Here is a 19,783-nt window from a genome sequence, read left to right on the forward strand (position 1 = left end):
CGGTTACTGGTACTGGCGCAGGTAGGCAAGCAGGTTGGCGATCTTGCGTTCGTCCGAGAAGCCCCACAGCCGCATCTTGGTGCCCGGCACAACCTCGTCCGGATCGCGCAGGAATGCGGCGAGCGTCTTGTCGTTCCAGACGACGGCCGATTTCTTCATGGCCGCTGAGTAGCCGTATTGCAGGGTGCCGGCGCGGCGGCCCCACAGCCCGTTCAGGTGCGGCCCGAAGGCGTTGCGGGCGCCTGGGCCCACCTGGTGACAGGAGGCGCAAACCCGGAACGCGGCGGCACCGGCCTTCGGGTCCGCGGCATCGGCCGCATTGGCTTGCAGGGGCGGCAACATGGCGAAAAGTGTCACGGCGAGGGCAAGGCTGGATCGGAACATGCGATGATTATAGTCTCGGCCGACCAGCCCGTGCGCCACGGCCGCGGCGGCGCTGCTACAGTTGGCATTCCTCCAACAATGCGCCCGGATCATGGATACGCACCGCCTTGCCGACAACATCAAGCACCTCGCCGGCTGGCTGCTGGTCACGTTCGCCGCCGCCGCGCTGGGCGCCTGGGCATCGCAGGATGCGCCGCAGTTCTATGCCCAGCTGGACAAGCCGGAGTGGGCGCCCCCCGCCGGCGTGTTCGGCCCCGTGTGGACGGTGATTTACCTGCTGATGGCGCTTGCCGCCTTCCTGGTGTGGCGGACGCGCGGGTTCTCGACGGCGCCGCGCACGCTGGGCCTCTACCTCGTCCAGCTGGCCGCCAACGCCCTGTGGAGCTGGCTGTTCTTCGGCTGGCACCTGGGCGCCGCCGCATTTGCCGAGGTGCTGGTGCTGTGGGCGCTGATCCTCGCTACCACGGTCGCGTTCTGGAAAGTGCGCCGCGTCGCCGGCGTGATGCTGCTGCCTTACCTGGCCTGGGTGACGTTCGCCAGCGCCCTCACGTTCGCCTGCTGGCAGCGCAATCCGCAACTGCTGGGGTAACGTCAGACCCGAGGCGGGGGCGCTGGACGGATGCGCCGCCGTTGTCTATGCTCCCGTGCTTCACATATGCAAAGCACGAGGAGATGATGAGCGGACCCCTGGCTGGAATCAAGGTGATTGAAATCGGCGCGCTGATCGCGGCGCCGTTCGCGGCGCGGCTGCTGGCGGAGTTCGGCGCCGACGTGGTGAAGATCGAGGCGCCGGGCGACGGCGACCCGATCCGCAAATGGCGCAAGCTGCACAACGGGACCTCGCTGTGGTGGCACCTCCAGTCCCGCAACAAGCGCTCCATCGCGCTGAACCTGAAGAGCCTTGAGGGCATCGACATCGTCAAGCGCCTGGCGGCGGACGCCGACATCCTCATCGAGAACATGAAGCCGGGCGCCCTGGAAAAGCTGGGCCTGGGCTGGGACGTGCTGCACGCGCTGAACCCGAAGCTGACGATGGTGCGCATCTCCGGCTACGGCCAGACCGGCCCGTACAAGGACCGCCCGGGCTTCGGCGCCATCGGCGAGGCGATGGGCGGCATCCGCTACACCACCGGCGAGCCGGGCGGCGTGCCGGCCCGCGTGGGCGTGAGCCTGGGCGATTCGCTGGCCTCGCTGCACGCGGTGATGGGCGCGCTGATGGCGGTACTGCGCGTGAAGACGGGGCAGGGCGATGGCCAGGTGGTCGACGTGTCGCTCGTCGAGAGCGTGTTCAACCTGATGGAAAGCCTGGTGCCGGAATACGACCTGCTGGGCCACGTGCGCGAGCGCAGCGGCGGCGCGCTGCCGGGCATCGCGCCCTCGAACACGTACCCGACGCGCGACGGCGCCTACGTCGTCATCGCCGGCAACAGCAATCCGATCTACAAGCGGCTGATGGGCGTGATCGGCCGGCAGGACCTGGCGGACGATCCGCAATTGGCGCAGAACGATGGCCGCGCCGCGCAGGCGGCGCTGATCGACGCGGCGATCGCCGGCTGGACGTCGCGCCACCCGATCGAACACGTGCTTGCCGAACTCGAGGCGGCCGACGTGCCGGCCGGGCGCATCTACTCGGTGGCCGACATCGTGGCCGATCCGCACTACCAGGCGCGCGACATGATCCTGCGCCAGCGCCTGCCGGACGGCGTGGAGGTGGCGATGCCGGGCATCGTGCCGAAGCTGTCGGACACGCCGGGTGCCGTGCGCTGGCAGGGCCCGGCCCTGGGCGAACACACCGATGCCGTGCTGGCTCAGCTGGGCATGACGGCGGCCGAGATCGCCCGCCTGCGCGAGAGTGGCGCGGTGCAGTAGCGCCGCGCGATGTTTCTGGCTGATCCCGCTACCGGAACGCGTAGGCCAGCGAGCCGTAGAACTGGCGTCCGCGCGGATCGGTATAGCTCGGGTCGAAGCCGACCGCGAAACTGAACAACTGGTTCGAGCGCGGCGGATTCTTGTCCAGCAGGTTCTTGATGCCGGCCCGCAGCTTCAAGGCCCTGGTGATCTGGTATCCGCCGGAGAGGTCGAGCAGCGAATACGAATCCACGCGATGCACCGAGCCGTCGGCCAGCAGGTTCTGGTCGCGGTAGCCGCTCAGGTAGGTTTGCTGCAGCGTGACGCTGACGGGACCGCGGTCGTAGTCCAGGCTCAGCGTATGGCGCCAGCGCTGGACGATCTGGTCGTTCGTGTACACGCCCAGCGCGCTGACCTCGGGACCGTCCGCCGCCTCCCGCGTCTTGTATTCATTGACGTAGGTGCCGTTGAGCGAGACGCCGAACTTGCCGAACGGCGTCGGCCGCGGGCGCCAGCTGATGCCCAGGTCGGCGCCCGAGGTTTCCAGCGCGCCGATATTGCGCAGCCGCGAATCGATCGAGAGGATCTTGCCCGGGATGCCCGGCAGGGCCGGATCGGGAACGTCGCGGATGATGTAGGCGGCGTTCGACACCGGGTCGGTGAAGTAGGAGCCTTCCGGCGACACGATCACATCGGTCTTCTTGATGCGCCAGTAGTCCAGCGACAGCGTGATGTCGCGATGCGGTTCGAGCACGACGCCCAGCGAGAACTGCTTCGATTCTTCCGGCCGCAGCGACGCCGAGCCGCCCCGCAGCTTGTCCGGTTGCAGGCCGCAATAATCCGGGTTCTCGGTATTGTCGATGCCGCCGACGACGATGCAGCCGAGCGGATCGTTGTAGATGCCGTTCGCCTGGCCCAGGCGCACCGGCCCGTACAGGTCGGCCAGCGACGGCGCGCGGAAGCCCGTGCCATAGGAGCCGCGCACCACCACCTGTTTCATCGGATTCCAGCGCACGCCGACCTTCGGGTTGGTCGTCGAGCCCACGTCGTTGTAGCGGTCGTGGCGCAGCGCCAGTTGCGCTTCCACGCTGGCCAGCAAGGGCAGGTTCAGTTCCGCATACACGGCCTTCACGTTGCGGCCGCCCGAAAACGGCGTGGCCTCGCCCTCGCCGCGGATTTCCCCGGCCGCCAGCAGCGCGGATGGCGTGAACCGCATCTTCTCGCGCCGGTACTCGGCGCCCAGCGCGATGGCGGCATTGCCGCCGGCCATGGCGAACAGGTCGCGGGTGGCCTTGATGTCGAACGAGTCCGTGGTGCCGCGCGAGCGGCGCGACGGGTCGTTGATCTTGGCTTCGGCCAGCAGGGCCTGGCCTTCGGGGCCCGATGGCCCGAATGGATTGATCACGCCCCTTGCGAACGCCGCATCGAACAGCGAGGTCCTGACGTAGCCGTCGATATAGTGGTCGTCGACCTTGTTCACGCTGTGATTGAGCGCCGCGTCGTAATCCCAGCCGAGCGCAATGCCCTTGGCGCCCACCACCAGGCGCGTCGCCGTGGCGTCGATCTCGTTGGTGCGCGGACCGCCTTCGGTCAGGCGCATGTTCACGACGAGCGGCGTTTTATTGGTCGTGATGAGCTGGTGCGGATAGTACTGGCCGTTCAGCGGGTAGATCTCGCCGGAGACCGTCAACGCGCTGATGCGGTACGTGGTCTTCGTTTCGTTGACGAGGAATTCCCCGTAGAGCGTGGTGTCCTTGTCGAGCGCGAACTGGCCGCGGGTGAGCAGCGATACGCGCCGCGACTCCGGGAACAGTTCCGTATCCTGCATGTAGTCGTACATGCAGGCGGTGGGGCCGACGAAGCTGTCCGGCGCGTAGACGGTCGCCGGCGGGTTGCACGTCGGCGCGCTGGGGTTCAGCCGCGGGCCGGTGGCGGTCGTGCCGTCGGCGCGCGTACGGCGCACATTGGCGGGGAAGGTGTTCGAACTGCCGGAATCGAGGTTGATGTCGGGCTGGTAGGCCGAACCGATCCACTTGCGCTGCGACGAGCGCAGGCTGGTCGTGTCCTGGTAATCGAACACGGCAAGGACGTTGTACCGGTCGGTCTCCAGGTTGCCGATGCCGCCCGACAGGGTCGCCGTCGCCTTGCGCGCGCCGCCATGCTCGGTGTCGGCATAGTAGACATTGGCTTCGCCGCCTTCGTAGTTGCGGCGCGTGATGAAATTGATCACGCCGCCGATCGCGTCGGTGCCGTAGATGGCCGAGGCGCCGTCCTTGAGCACCTCGACCCGGTCGATGGCCGCCGACGGGATCGCGTTCAGGTCGACGCCGGCATTGCCGCCCGGGGAAGCAAAGTTGGCCAGCCGCCGGCCATTGAGCAGCACCAGCGTCGACGACACGCCGATGCCGCGCAGGTTGGCGCCATTGAAACCGCGCTGCCCGGCGATATCGCTGAAACTCGCGCCATCGGTCAGCGCGGCCGTATTGGCGGATACTTTCGAGAGCAATTCGGCCGCCGTGGTGACGCTGCTCTTTTCGATGTCGGCACGGGTGATCGTTTGCACCGGCAAGGCGGTTTCGGCGGCCAGGCGCTTGATCGACGAGCCGGTGATTTCCACCCGCTGTATCGGCTGGGTATCCTGCGCAGTGGCAGGCGTTGCCAGCCAGCCGGCAGCCCCCATGGTGCTCAACGCCTGCAATATGCCGATGACGATACGCTTTGGAACCGGGTGTTTGCCGTGCTGGTATGACATTCATTCCCCCAATTGATTAATCCCTGGATCCAGGGAGCGCTGATTTAGAGCGCCTAACAAAACCCCCATGGCTGCGTTGCAGCGTCTCGCCGTACAAGTGTACTGTCTTCGACGCCGCGCCTTGCCCTGCGGGTTTTGTTAGGCGCTCTTACTCATGGCGGCGATCCTGGCTTGGGGCCAATCTCATCAACCAGCAATAAACCAGCGCTTCCCCGGCGGAGTTGCCAATTAAACCCGCCAGCACATCGTCGCAGCCGATGAGCTTGGTCTCGCTTTTACACTAGCCGGGCCGGGGCAATTAATCAATTGTTTTGGGAATATTTTGTCTTCGCAGCAGGAATGTGTAAAAAATAACACACTCCCGCAATAAGCAGGCGCCCCGCGGACGGGGCGCGCTATCGCCGCGCCGCCGGCCTTTCAGTACCAGTCGGCGGGATATAACAAGCCCGAGGTGACGTCCATATGCTGGTATAAAGGCACACCGGTCCAGTCGGTGAGATTGAAGACGGTATTCGAATCGGCCAGCTTGCGCACCTCGACGTTGGAGATTGTCAGCGGTGTTTTCGGGCTGCATACGCTGGGCGGCACGGATGGGCGGACGAAATAGACCGCGCTTTCGGTGCTGGTCGTATCGTTGGTGACCCGTTTTGCGGTGACAGGCTTGCCGCTGCCATTTCCCTGCACCAGCAATGCGGTCTCGACGCTGATGCCGATCCCCCGCGCGGTCGAATTGCCGCTGGCCGATGCCGGCAATACGCCGCCCGCGCAGCCGAAGCTGCCACCCGGCGTTGTCGACGGCGCCACGATCCGCGAGATGAAGGTGATGAAGCGGCCCATCCGGTCGCGGCTGTCGAAATGCGAGTCGAAAATCATCGAGGCGAGCGCCGGCGGGGCGATGAAGCCGCCTTGCAGGCTCAATGGATTCGGGTCGAAGGTAATGTCCTTGTAATAAGGGTCGAGCATTGCCAGCTCCGACGTGGCGGATTTGTAGAGGGCCGAGTAATCGAATTGCCCGAGCACTGCCAGCCCGGCGCTCGTGCCGCCGAGGGGGACGTTCTTTGCCATCAAGGTTTTCAGGGTCTGTTCGAGCGCGGTGCCTTTCCAGAAACGGATGTAATCGCTCTGGTCGCCGCCCGCGATGAATACTACGTTGGCGCGGGCCACGATCGCATTGACGGCGGCGTTATTGGCCGCCTTGATGCTGGGGATAACCAGGGTTTCCACGGACGTCAGGCCAAGGGAGGCGCCGCCCACCCACATGTCGGCGATGTTGGTGGAGGTGGTCAATGCCTCGTCGCTGTAATAGATATAGGGGTTGTACGCCTCCGTTCCAGTGGCCCGGATGACAACGAACCGGCCGCCGGTTCCCGGCCTGATGCCGGCGCGCTGGATCAGCCAGCGAAAGGCGGAATCGACGTCGGGCCCGCCACCCATCAGGACGTACGACGGTGTCGGCAGGCTCGACGGCGCCGTTACCTCGGCATCGACATCGCCGGTCGCAAAATAGGAATACAGCGGGATCGGCTGCGCGGCTTCGAATTTCGGTGCCGCGGCTGCGTGGCCGAAGCAAAGAAGCGCCGCGAAGGAGAGCATGCCTGCGCGGAGGGCCGGGAACAGCCGGGCGAACAACGGGGAAGGGAATCGCGTGTACATTTTTCGGGCTCCGGTAACGATCGAGTCATTGGGCGGGCATACGGCCGGTGGGTTTGCCGGGCCGGCGCCTGCCGGCGGCACGGGAGATCAGCAGCAAGCCCCCCAGCACCATGGCCGCTGTCGATGGCTCGGGTACCGGGCTGATACCGAAGGTCAGCGTACCGGTATTCCATTGGCCCTCCGGCTCGTCGAAGCCGAGATCCTTGAAGCCGTCATGGAATTCGAGGCGCAGGATGCCGTCGCTGCCCACCTGGAAAACCAGCCCGAGCTCGCTCAGGTCCTGGTAGCCGGCGTAGTCGGCCGTGCCGTCGAAATCATCACCGTCGCCCGGCGTGAAGGTCACTCCGCGCCCCACGGTATCGCTGAATGTCACCTGCATCTCGGAAAGATAACTTCCGGCATAACTCGTCACATTGACGTCCCACGCGAAACTCGTGACCGATGCCCCGGCTCCTATATAGAAATCCAGGATGACATTCGTCGTCGAGCCACGCTCGTCGTAATTCAGGATATCCGTGGTTTCCACCCTGAGTTCGTGTATCGGCGCTGCCTGTGGCGGTATCGCCGCCGCATTGACCGGACTTGCCTGAACGGCGCCTAGACCGAGTGCCGCCTTGAATGCCGCAAGCATCAGGAGGCGCTTGAAATACCGAGCGTCATACATGATATTTTTTCCCTTTAGAAATATCACTGCACGAACGAAAAGTTCCCGAGAGGAATTAAGAAGGGGATTTTCGCGAATTGGCCGTTGACCCAACTGAATATTACGCGGCAATTGCATGGCTAACCCGTGTTTTTCCATCACGGCTGGCAGAAAACAACGGACCCTAGGGAAGCACTGATTTATTGCTGGTGGATGAGATTGGTCCTGAAAAACGAGTCCAGCAAGACGCAAAGGCTCGTCATACCGGGGTATGGCGGGCCTTTTGTGCCGCAGCTGGGCACGTTTTTCAGGGCCAAGATCGCCGCCATGAATAAATCAGTGCTTCCCTAGTGATGGGGGAGGCCCGGCAATGGCGCTGCCGCCGAAGCGGCCGTCAACTCGCTCAGCAGGCGGGTCAGCGCATGGGTATCGACAGGTTTCACGAAGTGATGGTCGAAGCCCGCTTCGAGCGAGGTGCGCCGGTCGTTTTCCTGGCCGTAGCCCGTGATGGCGATCAGCATCGCGCCGGCCATGGCGGGCAGCGCTCGCAGGCGCCGGGCCAATGTATTGCCGTCCATGCCCGGCAAGCCGATGTCGAGCAGGCACACGTCGAAGGGGGCCTGCTCGGCCAGCGCCAGGCCCTGGGGTCCGTCGTGGGCGGTCGCCACCTCGTGGCCCAGCGATTCGAGCAGCAGCGCCAGCATGTGCGCCGCATCCACGTTGTCATCCACCACGAGCGCGCGCAGGCTGCCTGCATGCGTCACCACGTCGGCGAGCGGTCCCTCCGGCCCCGCGTGCTCCTCGTCCAGGGCCGGCAGGCGCACGGTGAAGCACGCTCCCATGCCCGGGCCGTCGCTGTGCACGGCCACCGTGCCGCCATGCTGTTCCACCAGCGCCTTGACGAGCGCCAGCCCGAGCCCCAGGCCGCCCTGCGAACGGTCCGGCGTGCGGTGCGCCTGGGTAAACAGGTCGAAAACGGCCGGCAGCAGACTCGCTTCCATGCCGATGCCGTTGTCCGTCACCGACACCGTCACCTCGGCACCCGTGTGTTCGGCGGCCAGCGTGATGCGTCCCGCCTGCGGCGTGTACTTGGCCGCATTCGACAGCAGGTTGGCCAGTACCTGCACCAGGCGCTTGTGGTCGCCCGATACCGTCACGCGGCGCGCCGGCAGGCGCAGCGCCAGGTGATGGCGGCGGTTGACGATCAGCGGCCGCACCTGCTCGACGGCGTCGGCCACCACGCGGCCCAGGTCGAGCCGCGTGCGCTCGATGGTCACCAGGCCGCGCTTGACGCGGGATACGTCCAGCAAGTCGTTCACGAGCCCCGTCATGTGCACGACCTGGCGCGCCACGATCTCGCTGGTGCGGCGGATCTGCGCATCGTCGAGCCGGCCATAGCGCAGCAGGTCGGCCGCCGCGCCGATCGGCGCCAGCGGATTGCGCAGCTCGTGGCCGAGCATGGCCAGGAATTCGTCCATCGCGCGGCTGGCCTTTTCCCGCTCGGCGTTCAGGCGCGCCGTCTGCAGGCCGCTGGCGGCCAGCGACGTGGCCGCGCGCAGCAGCGCCACCTGGGCGGTCGTGGGAAAGGCGGGGTCGGCGGACCCGAACCAGATGCCGCCGGAAGCGTCGGACAGGCCCAGGCTGAGCAGCATCACGCGCATGGGCCCGAGCGGCGTGTCGCACAGGCGAACGCGTTGCGTGGCCACCTGCGGCCAGTCGGCCAGGGACGGTTCCCAGGCCGGCGCGGCCGCGAGGTCCACGTAGCGGCCGTCGACGCGCAGGCGCGGGCCGTCCCGCATGCCCACGTTCGCGTACATGAAGCGCATCGGCACCAGGTGCTCGACGGCTTCGGCCATGATGCGCAGTACCGATTCCTCGTCGCGCCCGGCCCACAGCGCGGGCAGCGCAACAAGTCCCATGAGGTCGCGCGCCTCGCGCGTCAGCGCGCGCGCGCCGGCGGGAACGTCCGGGTCCTGTGCTCCGTCGTGCATCCGCTCAGGTCGCCGAGGCGGACGAAGCGGCGCCGCGGCGGCGCAATTCGTCGAGCATTTCGCGCGGCGGCGTGAAGTAGGGGTTTTCCTGGATGACGCCGTTGATCAGCGTGAGGGGATGGGTGCGCAGCAGGTCCATCATCATCGAACCCGTGAGCTGGGCCGTGTCGTAGACGCAGATCGCCGGCTGGCGATTGCGTGCCAGCACCTCGTTGACTTCCGCCTCGTATTCGATGATGTCCTCGGCGCCGGGAAGGCCGGCGAATACCCAGGCCATATTGCCCATGATGCGCAGGCCCGTGAACTCGCCGGCGGCGGCGTTGCGCGTCAGTGCCTCGACGGTGGCCAACATGCGGTCCTTGTCGAACGCGCCATCCTCGTTCAGGTATGCCTGGCGCCAGGTCAGCACCTCGAGCTGGCCGCACGCCGCGCAGTGGTGGGTGTCCACGCCCGCGTCGCGCAGGCGGGCCATGTGATCGTCCCGCAGCTCGTCGGCGACGATGTGCAGGTTTTTCTCGCGCTGCGCCACGGCTTCCTGGTAGAAGGGAGTGAGCACGGCGTATTCCTGCTGGCGGCTGTCGAAGAACGCGCAGACATGGTACGCGTCGAGCTGGTTGCCGCCGATCGACAAGGTGCGCATGGGATGACCTCGGTGATGAAAAGGATATTTTACGCCGGGTGGCGTCGTCATGTGCATGGAATGGCTGCTTGCAGATGGCAAGCCGTGTCGCGGCAGCCACCGGCTTGGGCTCGGTGTCTTGCGCCTGGCGTCCGGCGTTTGGTGTCGCACATTTTTTCGCGCAGCGAAAAAGTGTGCGACCGCTGCGGCGGACCGACCGGTTTTCCTGGGCGCTTGCCACCAGCTCTAGCGCAAACCGGTGTCACACACGTTTTCCGGAGACGGCACCCGGAAAACATGTCTGACACCAGAGGCGTCGGCGGCTCAGTCGAACAGGTTGAGAATCCCGTCCAGCCCGACGAAGTTCAGCGCCACGGTGGCCTGCTCGCGCACGACCGGCTTGGCGCGAAACGCCACCGACATGCCGGCGATGCCCATCATTTTCAGGTCGTTGGCGCCGTCGCCCATCACGATGGCCTGGTCCGGCGTGATACCCAGCTGGGCGCAGACCTGTTCGACGGTGGCGCGCTTGGCTTCGGCGTCGACGATATCGCCCAGCACCTTGCCGGTCAGCTTGCCGCCGACGATTTCAAGCTGGTTGGCGCGCGTGAAGTCCAGGCCCAGCAGGGGCTTCAGGCGGTCGGTGAAATACGTGAAGCCGCCGGAGACCAGCAGCGTCTTCAGGCCGGCGGCCTGCACGGCCTTCAGCATGCGGTCGGCGCCCGGCGACAGGCGCAGGCGCTCCTCGAACACGCGCTCCAGCGCGGAAGCGTCGAGGCCTTCGAGCAGCGCCACGCGGCGGCGCAGGCTTTCGGAGAAATCGAGCTCGCCGCGCATGGCCGCTTCCGTGATGGCCGCCACCTGCGGCTTCAGGCCCTGCATGTCGGCGATTTCGTCGATGCACTCGATCGTGATCAGCGTGGAATCCATGTCCATGGCCACCAGCTTGTAGTCGGTGAGCTTCTGCGCGCCCATCATGTAGGTGGCGTCCAGCTCTGCCGCGTGGGCGGCCACTTCGATGGTCTGGCGCAGCGCCGGCGAGAAGGCGATGCCTTCGCAGCGCAGCGCGTTGGCGGAAATGGACACGATGCGCTGCGGTGCGGTCAGCGCGGCGATGCGCTCCAGGCGCGGCTTGCAATCGTCCAGGCCTTGCAGGACGAGGTTCATCGTTACGTCTTGTACTTGAGTCATTGGGCTAAGTTCGAAGCTGGCTTCACGGAGAAGTCAGTTGTTTGATCGCGGTCTTGATCTGTGCGACACGCGCCGCCAGGTCGGGCATGCTCGCGGTGATCTTCAGTTTGTCCTGCCCGTTCAGCTTGATGTGGCGGTGCTTCTGGATCAGGGTGATGATGCGCATCGGGTCGATGGGCGGCTGCGGCATGAATTGCAGGTTCGCTGCTTCTCCATGGGCATCGATTTTAACAATGCCCACGGTCTTCGCGGCGATCCGCAGCCGGTGCGTTTCGATGAGGGCCTTGGCCGGCTCCGGCAATTTGCCGAAGCGGTCGATCAATTCCTCCTGCAGGCCGTCGATCGCTTCCTGCGATTCGCAGTTCGCCAGGCGCTTGTAGAGCGACAGGCGCTCGTGCACATCGCCGCAGAAATCGGCCGGCAGCAGCGCGGGCACGTGCAGGTTGATCTCGGTGGTCGTCGACAGCGGCGCCGCCAGGTCCGGCTCCTTGCCGGCCTTCAGCGCGCGCACGGCCTCGTTCAGCATGTCGGTGTACAGCTGGAAGCCCACCTCGAGCATCTCGCCGGACTGGCTTTCGCCCAGCACCTCGCCGGCACCGCGGATTTCCAGGTCGTGCATGGCGAGGTAGAAGCCGCTGCCCAGTTCCTCCATCTGCTGGATCGCGTCGAGGCGGCGCTGCGCCTGCTTCGACAGCGACTGCACGTCGCTCACCAGCAGGTAGGCATAGGCCTGGTGGTGCGACCGGCCCACGCGGCCGCGCAGCTGGTGCAGCTGGGCCAGGCCGAACTTGTCGGCCCGGTGCATGATGATCGTGTTCGCGGTGGGCACGTCGATGCCCGTTTCGATGATCGTGGTGCACAGCAGGATGTTGTAGCGCTGCGCCACGAAGTCGCGCATCACCTTCTCCAGGTCGCGCTCGTGCATCTGGCCGTGGGCCACGGCGATGCGCGCCTCGGGCAGCAGTTCGGTCAGTTGGGCGAGGCGGTTCTGGATCGTCTCCACCTCGTTGTGCAGAAAGTACACCTGGCCGCCGCGCTTCAGCTCGCGCAGCACGGCCTCGCGGATGATCGATTCCCCCTCGCTGCGCACGAATGTCTTGATGGCCAGGCGCTTCTGCGGCGCGGTGGCGATCACGGAAAAATCGCGCAAGCCTTCCAGCGCCATGCCCAGGGTGCGGGGGATCGGCGTGGCCGTCAGCGTCAGCACGTCGACCTCGGCGCGCAGGGATTTCAGCGCCTCCTTCTGGCGCACGCCGAAGCGGTGTTCCTCGTCGATGATGACAAGGCCCAGGCGGGAGAACTTCACGTCGTCCGACAGCAGCTTGTGCGTGCCGATGACGATATCGAGCGTGCCGTCGGCCATGCCCTTGATCGCGTTGGCGATTTCCTTGCCGGTGCGGAAGCGCGACATTTCCGCGATCTTCACGGGCCAGTCGGCGAAGCGGTCGGCGAAGGTTTGCGCGTGCTGTTCGGCCAGCAGCGTGGTGGGGGCCAGGATGGCAACCTGCTTGCCGCCCATCACGGCGATGAAGGCGGCGCGCAGCGCCACCTCGGTCTTGCCGAAGCCCACGTCGCCGCACACCAGCCGGTCCATCGGCTTGCCCGAGGTCATGTCGCGGATCACGTTCAGGATCGCGGCCGCCTGGTCCGGCGTTTCGTCGAAGCCGAAGCTCTCGGCGAAGCGCTCGTAGTCGTGCGACGAATATTCGAACGCATGGCCCTGGCGCGCGGCACGGCGCGCGTACAGGTTCAAGAGCTCGGCCGCGGTATCGCGGACCTGCTCGGCCGCCTTGCGCTTGGCCTTGTCCCACTGGCCGGAACCCAGCGCGTGCAGCGGCGCATCCTCCGGCGCGCCGCCGGAATAGCGCGAAATCACATGCAGCTGCGACACGGGCACATAGAGCTTCGTGTCCTTCGCGTATTCCAGGTGCAGGAATTCCGTTTCGCCTTCGCCCAGATCCATGGACACCAGGCCCATGTAGCGGCCGATGCCGTGGTTGATGTGCACCACCGGGTCGCCGATCTTCAGCTCCGACAGGTCGCGCACCATCGACTCGACCTGGGTGACGGCTTCCTGCTTCTTCTTGCCCACGCGGCGGCCGGTGCCGGCATACAGCTCGGTTTCCGTGATGAAGACCAGCGTGTCGTCGCCGGCGCGCAGCTCGAAGCCGGCCTGCAGCGGCGCCACGCCGAGCACGAGGCGGTCGTGCGCGGCGAGGAAGCCCGCGTAGCCGTCCACCAGTGCCGGATGCAGGTCGAACTCGGCGAAGTACTGCTGTAGCGTCTCGCGGCGGCCGGCCGAATCCGCGCAGATCATCACGCGCAGGTCGGGCCGCAGCGCATACGCGCGCAGGTTCGTCAGCGGATCGTCCAGGTGCCGGTTCACGGCCACGTTCGGTATAGGCGCGGAAAGCTCGGACGGTTCGCCGTCGACGCTCTTGCCGATCGTGAGGCGCGCGTGGGCCTTGGCCAGCGTGAAAAAGGTTTCGTCGCGCAGGAAGATGGCTTCAGGAGGCAGGATCGGGCGCTCGCGGTCGGCCTTCAGGAACTTGTAGCGGCTCTCGGTGTCGCCCCAGAAGCGGCGGATCGCCCCGTCGATGTCGCCCACCAGCGCCAGCGCCGCACCACCGGGCAGGTAGTCGAACAGCGTGGCCGTCTCGTCGAAGAACAGCGGCAGGTAGTATTCGATGCCGGCCGAGGCGATGCCGCTCTTGATGTCCTTGTAGACCACCGAGCGCGAGGGATCGCCCTCGAACGTCTCGCGCCAGCGGTTGCGGAACGTGGTGCGCGCCGCCTCGTCCATCGGGAATTCGCGCCCCGGCAGCAGGCGCACCTCGTTCACCGGGTACAGTGAGCGCTGCGTGTCGGCGTCGAAGGTGCGGATCGTCTCGATGGTGTCGCCGAACAGGTCGAGCCGGTAGGGCAGGGCGGAGCCCATCGGGAACAGGTCGATCAGGCCGCCGCGTACCGAGTATTCGCCGGGCGACATCACCTGCGTCACGTGCGTGTAGCCGGCCAGCGTCAATTGCGCCTTGAGGGCCGCCTCGTCGAGCGACTCGCCTTTCTTGAAGAAGAACGTGTAGGCGGCCAGGAACGATGGCGGCGCCATGCGCACCAGCGCGGTGGTAGCCGGCACCAGTACCACGTCGCACTGGCCGCTGCGGATCTCGTGCAGGGTCGCCAGGCGCTCGGACACCAGGTCCTGGTGTGGCGAGAACGCGTCGTACGGCAGTGTTTCCCAGTCGGGCAGCAGGTGGCAGCGCAGGCCTGGCGCGAACCACGGGATCTCGTCGAGCAGGCGCTGGCCGTCGCTGGCCTGGGCCACGAAGATGGCCAGCATGCGGCCTTCACTCTTCAGTTGCAGCGCTGCCTGTGCCAGCGCATAGGAATCGGCCGAACCGTACAGCGCGGGAAGCGCGAAGCGGTTGCCGGGTTTGGGGAGTGCTCGTGTAAAGTCGAAAGGCATGCGGCAGGAAGGCTGACGGACTGTAACGGAGACCGCGTTCGCGGCAAGGCGACATTATAGTCGATGCGCCAGGGGCGCGTCGCCCGGGTAGGGCGGGGATTGCGTCAGCCGCGATAGTGCAGCAGCACCGCCGTGATGTTGTCCCGGCTGCCGTCGCGCTTGGCCATGGCCACCAGTTCCGCGCAACAGGTGTCCAGGTTGTCCGGCCTTGCCTGGGCAAGCACGGCGCCGATGGCTTCGGGCGCCGATTCGCCATGCAGGCCGTCGCTGCACAGCAAGTAGACGTCGCCGGCCGCCGGGAGCCAGGTGGCGACGTCCGGCTGCAACGCCGGCGACGGCCCGAGCGCCTGCAGCAGCAGGTTGCGCGGCGGCAGCGGCGGCGGTGCGCCGAGGTCGACGGCCTGCTGGTACAGCGTCTGGTCGCGGGTGAGCTGGTGCAAGGTGCCGCCGCGCCAGCAGTACAGGCGGCTGTCGCCCACGTGGAATACGTGGAGCGGCCCATGGGGCACCGGTTGCCACAGCCCCGTCAGCGTGGTGCCCATGCCCATCCCATCGGTATGGTGGCGTGCCGCGTTGGCGGCGTACAGCTGGGCATTGGCGTACTCGATCGCGTTGCGCAGCCGTGCCGGCGAGCCGCCCGGCGCTCCCGCCCACGTCGCGTCCGGGTCATGCGGGGCGCCGCCCGGCCCGCCGCCGAGGTGGCTGCACAGCAGTTCCAGCGCACCGGCGCTGGCGATCTCGCCGCCCTCGTGGCCGCCCATGCCGTCGGCCACGGCAACCAGGTTCAATTCCGGTGCGACGATGAAATTGTCCTGGTTCGTGGCGCGCCCGCCCACGTCGGTGACGCCGAAGGCGATTGCGCTGCCCAGCGTGTGGTAGTGCGATGGCGATAGCTGCTTCCAGGTGGCCAAGATGACTCCCGCTCAGGATCGTTTCGGTTACAGCATACCAGCTACGGTGCCCGCGGCAAGGGCTGCATTTACCAGCCGAGCGTGCCGAATTGCAGCGCCAGGTGCTCGACCAGCAGCCGGGCACCGGCCGGCAGGTTGCCGTGCCAGACCGCCTGCACGGGCTGGGGCGGCGGTTCGAACTCCTGCAGGATGAGCTGGACACGGCCTTCGTCGAGCAGCCGGCGCACCTGCCACAGCGCCGCCATGCCGGCACCGATGCCCTGCGCCACCGCCTCGTTGCAGGTCGCCGCGTCGTTCGCGCGGAACGTGCCCGCGACCCTGACCCGCCGCGCCACGCCGCCGGCCCGGTACGGCCATTGGGCGCGCTCGGGGCCGATCGTGCGTATCACGCACGGCAAGTGAGCCAGCTGCTCCGGCGACGCGGGCGTGCCGTGCCGTTGCAGCCACTCGGGCGCCGCGAAGAACACGCGCCGCAGCCGCGCCAGCGGTCGGGCGCGCAAGCTGGAGTCGGACAGCACGCCGACTCTGACCGCGAGATCGAACTTTTCCTTCACCAGGTCGGCATGGCGGTCGCCGGCGACGAGTTCCACGCGCAATTCCGGCCAGCGGTGCATGAAGCGGGCAACCATGGGCGCCAGGTGGCTGGCGGCCAGCAGCGCGGGGGCGGCGATGCGCAAGCTGCCGGCCACGTGTTCGGCGTCCTGGCGGGCGGCGGCGCGTGCGCCATCGATATCGGCCAGGGCCGGGCGCAGCCGTTCCGCGAAAGCGCTGCCCGCCGGCGTCGACTGCAGGCTGCGCGTGGTGCGGCGAATCAGTTGCGTGCCGAGGTCTTCCTCCAGCCGCGCCAGCATCCGGCTGACCGACTGCAGCGAGCGCCCGTGCGCCCGCGCCGCCGCGGTCAGCGAGCCGGCATCGACGATGGTCACGAAGACGCGGTAGTCATCCAGTTCGTTCATGGCTCCGATTCTCTCATCTGGCGGAAGAGTCTATCATCGCTGCCGGAGATTGTTACAACCGGCGGCAGAGTCTATGCTGGCGGCATCGAACAGCAAAGGAGAGACGATGGAACGGAAGATCTACCACGTTGACGCATTCACCCGCACGCCGGGCAAGGGCAATCCGGCCGGCGTGGTGCTGGATGCAGCCGGCTTGATGGACGCGGACATGCTGCGCATTGCCGCGCGGCTGGGCTATTCGGAGACGGCATTCGTGCTGCCGCCCGATGGCCCCGGCCATGACGTGCGCGTGCGCTTCTTCACCCCGACCGTGGAGGTGCCCGTGTGCGGTCACGCCACGGTGGCGGCGCATTATGTGCGCGCCGTGGTGCAGGGCATCGAGGGGAGCTTCGTGCAGCAGACCGGCGCGGGCCCGCAGCGCATTACGTCGGCGCGCCGCGACGGCGACTGGCGTATCGCGATCCGGCAGGGCGCGCCCACGTTCGGGGAGCCGGTGGCGCGGGCGCTGCACGCGCCGATCGCCGCGGCACTCGGCATTCGACCCGAGGATATCTGCACTGCCTCACCCGTGCAGGTGGTGTCGACCGGGCATTCGAAGGTGCTGGTGCCGCTGGCCGATCGCGCCCTGCTGGACCGGCTGGCACCCGACGCACAGGCGCTCACGGCGCTCGGTGCGCAAGTAGGCAGCAAGGGCTGGTTCGTGTTCGCGATCGAAGGATCGGGTGCGCGTACCGAAGGGCGGATGTTCGCGCCTGCGATCGGTGTTGCCGAGGACCCGGTCACCGGGAACGCCAACGGTCCGCTCGGTGCCTACCTGGTACGGCACGGCCTGATCGCCCATGACGGCAGGCGGCTCGTCTTCGAAGGCCACCAGGGCCGCGCGCTCGGGCGCGACGGCATCGTGCACGTGGAAGTCGAGATCGCCGGCGGCGCCCCGGCGGCGGTCACGATCGCGGGTGATGCCGTCATCAGGCGATAACGCCGCGGTCTGGTTCTCTCAGTTTATATAGGGAGAGGGCGCCGGCTCCGGCTGGGCGGGCTGCGCCGGCTCGGCCCCCTCGAGCGGCGGCGCGGGCTCGGCGCCCTCGATGAAGCCCGGATCGAGGTCGATCGCGCGCACGGCCGGATCGTTCGCATATTCTTCCAGCATCCAGTCGTCGTTCACCTGCACCACGCCCTCGGGCACCGGCCGCTCGACGATCGGGCGCCCGTTCAGCGCCGAGCGCATGTAGTCGATCCAGATCGGCAGCGCCAGCGTCGAGCCGAACTCGCGGCTGCCCAGCGACTTCGGTTCGTCGTAACCCATCCATGCCACGGCCACGATGCCGCCGCCATAGCCGCCGAACCAGCCGTCGATGGCGTCGCTGGTTGTGCCGGTCTTGCCGGCGATGTCCGGCCGGCCGATGCGCTGAACCGCCGCCGCGCCCGTGCCGGTGCGCGCCACCTCGTGCAGCATGCTGTCCATGATGAACGCGTTGCGCGGATCGAGCACGCGGGCCGATTCGTCCGGCTGCGGCGCGCGTTTAGTGGCCTTCAGCACCTTGCCGTTGGCGTCCTCGATGCTCGCGATCAGGTAGGGCTGCACGCGGTAGCCGCCGTTCGCGAACACGGCGTAGGCGCCGGTGAGCTGCTCCGGCGTCACGGCGCCGGTGCCCAGCGCCATCGTCAGGTTCTGCGGGTGGCGCGACAGGTCCAGGCCGAAGCGCCCCAGGAATTCGTGCGCATACGGCACCTCGACGGCGCGCAGGATGCGCACCGAGGGCACGTTCTTCGACTTGGCGAGCGACACGCGCATCGTGATCGGGCCGTCGAACACGAAGTCGTCGTTCTGCGGCCGCCACGGTTCGCCGTTGGCGCCGCCGGGCAGCTCGAGCGGAGAATCGTCGATGAGCGTGGCCGGGCCATAACCCTTTTCCACCGCGGCCGAATACACGAAGGGCTTGATGGCGGAGCCGGGCTGGCGCCATGCCTGCGTGACGTGGTTGAACTTCTGCAGGTTGTAGTCGAAGCCGCCCACCATCGCGCGGTAGGCGCCGGTTTCCGGATCGATGGCGGCGAAGGCGGCCGCCACGGCGGGCACCTGCGTGATCGCCCAGCCCTTGCGGCTGTCGTGGGCCACGCGGATGACGGCACCGGGCCGGATGCGGAAAGCATCCTTGGCTTTCGAGGACAGCGCGGCGGCGGCCAGCTTCAGGCCATCGCCGGTGATCGTGACATCGAGACCGTCGGCCGTCTCGGCGCGCACTTCGCGGGTACTGGCGGATAGCACGACCGCGGCGACCAGCCCCTCGCTGCCGGGGCGCAGCGACAGGGCACGGTCGATCGCCTCCTCGCGCTCTTCCTCGTCCGACGGCAGGGCGATGAACGCCTCCGGGCCGCGGTAGCCATGGCGCTGGTCGTAGGCGATCACGTTGCGGCGCACCGCCTCGTACGCGGCATCCTGGTCGCTCGAGACGATCGTGGTGCGCACCACGATGCCCTGGGTGTAGGCGTCTTCCTTGTATTCGGCATAGGCGGCCTGGCGCGCCAGCTCGGCCACGTACTCGGCATGGGTGTCGAACGACTGGCCGCGGCGGTTGACCTGCAGGGTCTCGTTCATCGCCGCCTCGTACTGCGCATCGGTGATGTAGTTCAGTTCGTGCAGCCGGTTCAGCACCACCTGCTGGCGCGCCTTGGCGCGCTTGAAGTTGGTGACGGGATTGTGGCGCGCCGGATTCTTCGGCAGGCCGGCCAGCATGGCCATCTCGGCGATCGACAGTTTGTCGAGCGGCTTGCCGAAGTAGGTCTGTGCCGCCGCCGCGAAGCCGAAGGAGCGCTGGCCCAGGTAGATCTGGTTCATGTACAGCTCCAGGATCTCGTCCTTGGACAGGGCTGCCTCGATCTTGTAGGTGAGCATGATCTCGTTGAGCTTGCGCGAGATGACTTTTTCCCGCGTCAGGTAGAAGTTGCGCGCCACCTGCATGGAGATCGTCGACGCACCCTGGCGGAAGCTGCCGGACAGGTTGGCCTTCATGGCGCCCAGGAAGCGCAGCCAGTCGACGCCGCCGTGCTCGTAGAAGCGGGTATCCTCGATGCCCAGCACCGCCTTCTTCATCATCTCCGGGATCTTGGCGACCGGCACGAAGTCGCGGTGCTCCTCGCCGAATTCGCCGATCAGCACCTTGTCGGCCGTGTACACGCGCAGCGGAATCTTGGGCTTGTAGTCGATCACGGCGTCGAGCTCGGGCAGGCGGGGTCGCACGATCAGGAACAGGTAGCCGAGAAGGGCCAGGGTGGCGAGGAGGCCTGCGACGGTGGCGGCGATCAGGCCCAGCGTGAGGGTGCGGCGGTTCAGCCAGGAAGGGAGCTTGCTCAAGAGGTGGTTATCCG

At 66.9% G+C, this 19,783-nt stretch carries 14 protein-coding genes; 3 read left to right on the forward strand and 11 right to left on the reverse strand.

Going from position 1 to position 19,783, the window contains the following annotated elements; translation table 11 throughout:
• Positions 1-3 precede the first annotated feature (3 nt).
• Positions 4-384 carry a c-type cytochrome gene (locus V6Z91_RS22300; RefSeq protein WP_338761338.1) on the reverse strand — a complete coding sequence of 127 codons (381 nt, stop codon included), beginning with the start codon at positions 382-384 and terminating at the stop codon, positions 4-6.
• Positions 385-475: 91 nt separating this feature from the next.
• On the opposite strand from V6Z91_RS22300, the gene V6Z91_RS22305 reads away from it, so the two are divergent.
• Together V6Z91_RS22305 and V6Z91_RS22310 are read left to right on the forward strand one after the other, a co-directional pair.
• Positions 476-973, forward strand: coding sequence for a TspO/MBR family protein (locus V6Z91_RS22305; RefSeq protein ID WP_338761340.1), 498 nt, complete (start codon positions 476-478; stop codon positions 971-973).
• Between the two features lie 86 nt (positions 974-1,059).
• Entirely contained in the window at positions 1,060-2,253 is a 1,194-nt protein-coding gene (locus V6Z91_RS22310; RefSeq protein ID WP_338772007.1) for a CaiB/BaiF CoA-transferase family protein, read from the forward strand.
• A gap of 28 nt (positions 2,254-2,281) precedes the next feature.
• Here the strand turns inward: V6Z91_RS22310 and V6Z91_RS22315 are convergent, their stop codons facing one another.
• The 9 genes from V6Z91_RS22315 to V6Z91_RS22355 all read right to left on the reverse strand — a co-directional run bounded on the left by V6Z91_RS22315 (position 2,282) and on the right by V6Z91_RS22355 (position 16,414).
• Positions 2,282-4,984 (reverse strand): TonB-dependent receptor, encoded by a 2,703-nt coding sequence (locus V6Z91_RS22315; protein WP_338761342.1) that lies wholly within the window; start codon positions 4,982-4,984, stop codon positions 2,282-2,284.
• A 417-nt stretch (positions 4,985-5,401) separates the two neighbouring features.
• A complete protein-coding gene (locus V6Z91_RS22320; RefSeq protein ID WP_338761344.1) occupies positions 5,402-6,637 on the reverse strand; it encodes a cyanophycinase in 1,236 nt (411 codons plus the stop codon).
• A 25-nt stretch (positions 6,638-6,662) separates the two neighbouring features.
• Positions 6,663-7,418 carry a PEP-CTERM sorting domain-containing protein gene (locus tag V6Z91_RS22325; RefSeq protein ID WP_338761347.1) on the reverse strand — a complete coding sequence of 252 codons (756 nt, stop codon included), beginning with the start codon at positions 7,416-7,418 and terminating at the stop codon, positions 6,663-6,665.
• Between the two features lie 209 nt (positions 7,419-7,627).
• Positions 7,628-9,271, reverse strand: coding sequence for an ATP-binding protein (locus tag V6Z91_RS22330; RefSeq protein ID WP_338761350.1), 1,644 nt, complete (start codon positions 9,269-9,271; stop codon positions 7,628-7,630).
• A gap of 4 nt (positions 9,272-9,275) precedes the next feature.
• Positions 9,276-9,911 carry an MEDS domain-containing protein gene (locus V6Z91_RS22335; RefSeq protein ID WP_338761353.1) on the reverse strand — a complete coding sequence of 212 codons (636 nt, stop codon included), beginning with the start codon at positions 9,909-9,911 and terminating at the stop codon, positions 9,276-9,278.
• Positions 9,912-10,214: 303 nt separating this feature from the next.
• Positions 10,215-11,057 carry a phosphoserine phosphatase SerB gene (gene serB / locus V6Z91_RS22340; RefSeq protein WP_338772009.1) on the reverse strand — a complete coding sequence of 281 codons (843 nt, stop codon included), beginning with the start codon at positions 11,055-11,057 and terminating at the stop codon, positions 10,215-10,217.
• A 46-nt stretch (positions 11,058-11,103) separates the two neighbouring features.
• On the reverse strand, positions 11,104-14,547 hold the full coding sequence (mfd, locus tag V6Z91_RS22345; protein ID WP_338761355.1) for a transcription-repair coupling factor: 3,444 nt from the start codon (positions 14,545-14,547) through the stop codon (positions 11,104-11,106).
• 104 nt (positions 14,548-14,651) lie between these two features.
• Positions 14,652-15,458: a protein phosphatase 2C domain-containing protein gene (locus tag V6Z91_RS22350; protein WP_338761357.1), complete on the reverse strand. Its 807-nt coding sequence runs from the start codon at positions 15,456-15,458 to the stop codon at positions 14,652-14,654.
• Between the two features lie 68 nt (positions 15,459-15,526).
• The gene (locus V6Z91_RS22355; RefSeq protein ID WP_338761360.1) at positions 15,527-16,414 is read right to left on the reverse strand and encodes a LysR family transcriptional regulator; all 888 of its coding nucleotides are present in this window, start codon (positions 16,412-16,414) and stop codon (positions 15,527-15,529) included.
• Between the two features lie 106 nt (positions 16,415-16,520).
• Here V6Z91_RS22355 and V6Z91_RS22360 point away from each other — a divergent pair, with 106 nt between their 5' ends.
• Positions 16,521-17,393, forward strand: a complete 873-nt coding sequence (locus V6Z91_RS22360) for a PhzF family phenazine biosynthesis isomerase (protein WP_338761363.1) — start codon at positions 16,521-16,523, stop codon at positions 17,391-17,393.
• An 18-nt stretch (positions 17,394-17,411) separates the two neighbouring features.
• Here V6Z91_RS22360 and V6Z91_RS22365 read toward each other — a convergent pair whose 3' ends face one another.
• Positions 17,412-19,727, reverse strand: coding sequence for a PBP1A family penicillin-binding protein (locus V6Z91_RS22365; protein WP_338772012.1), 2,316 nt, complete (start codon positions 19,725-19,727; stop codon positions 17,412-17,414).
• Positions 19,728-19,783 lie beyond the last annotated feature (56 nt).

The sequence above is a fragment of the Massilia sp. METH4 genome, assembly GCF_037094685.1.
Taxonomy (GTDB): Bacteria; Pseudomonadota; Gammaproteobacteria; order Burkholderiales; family Burkholderiaceae_D; genus Rugamonas.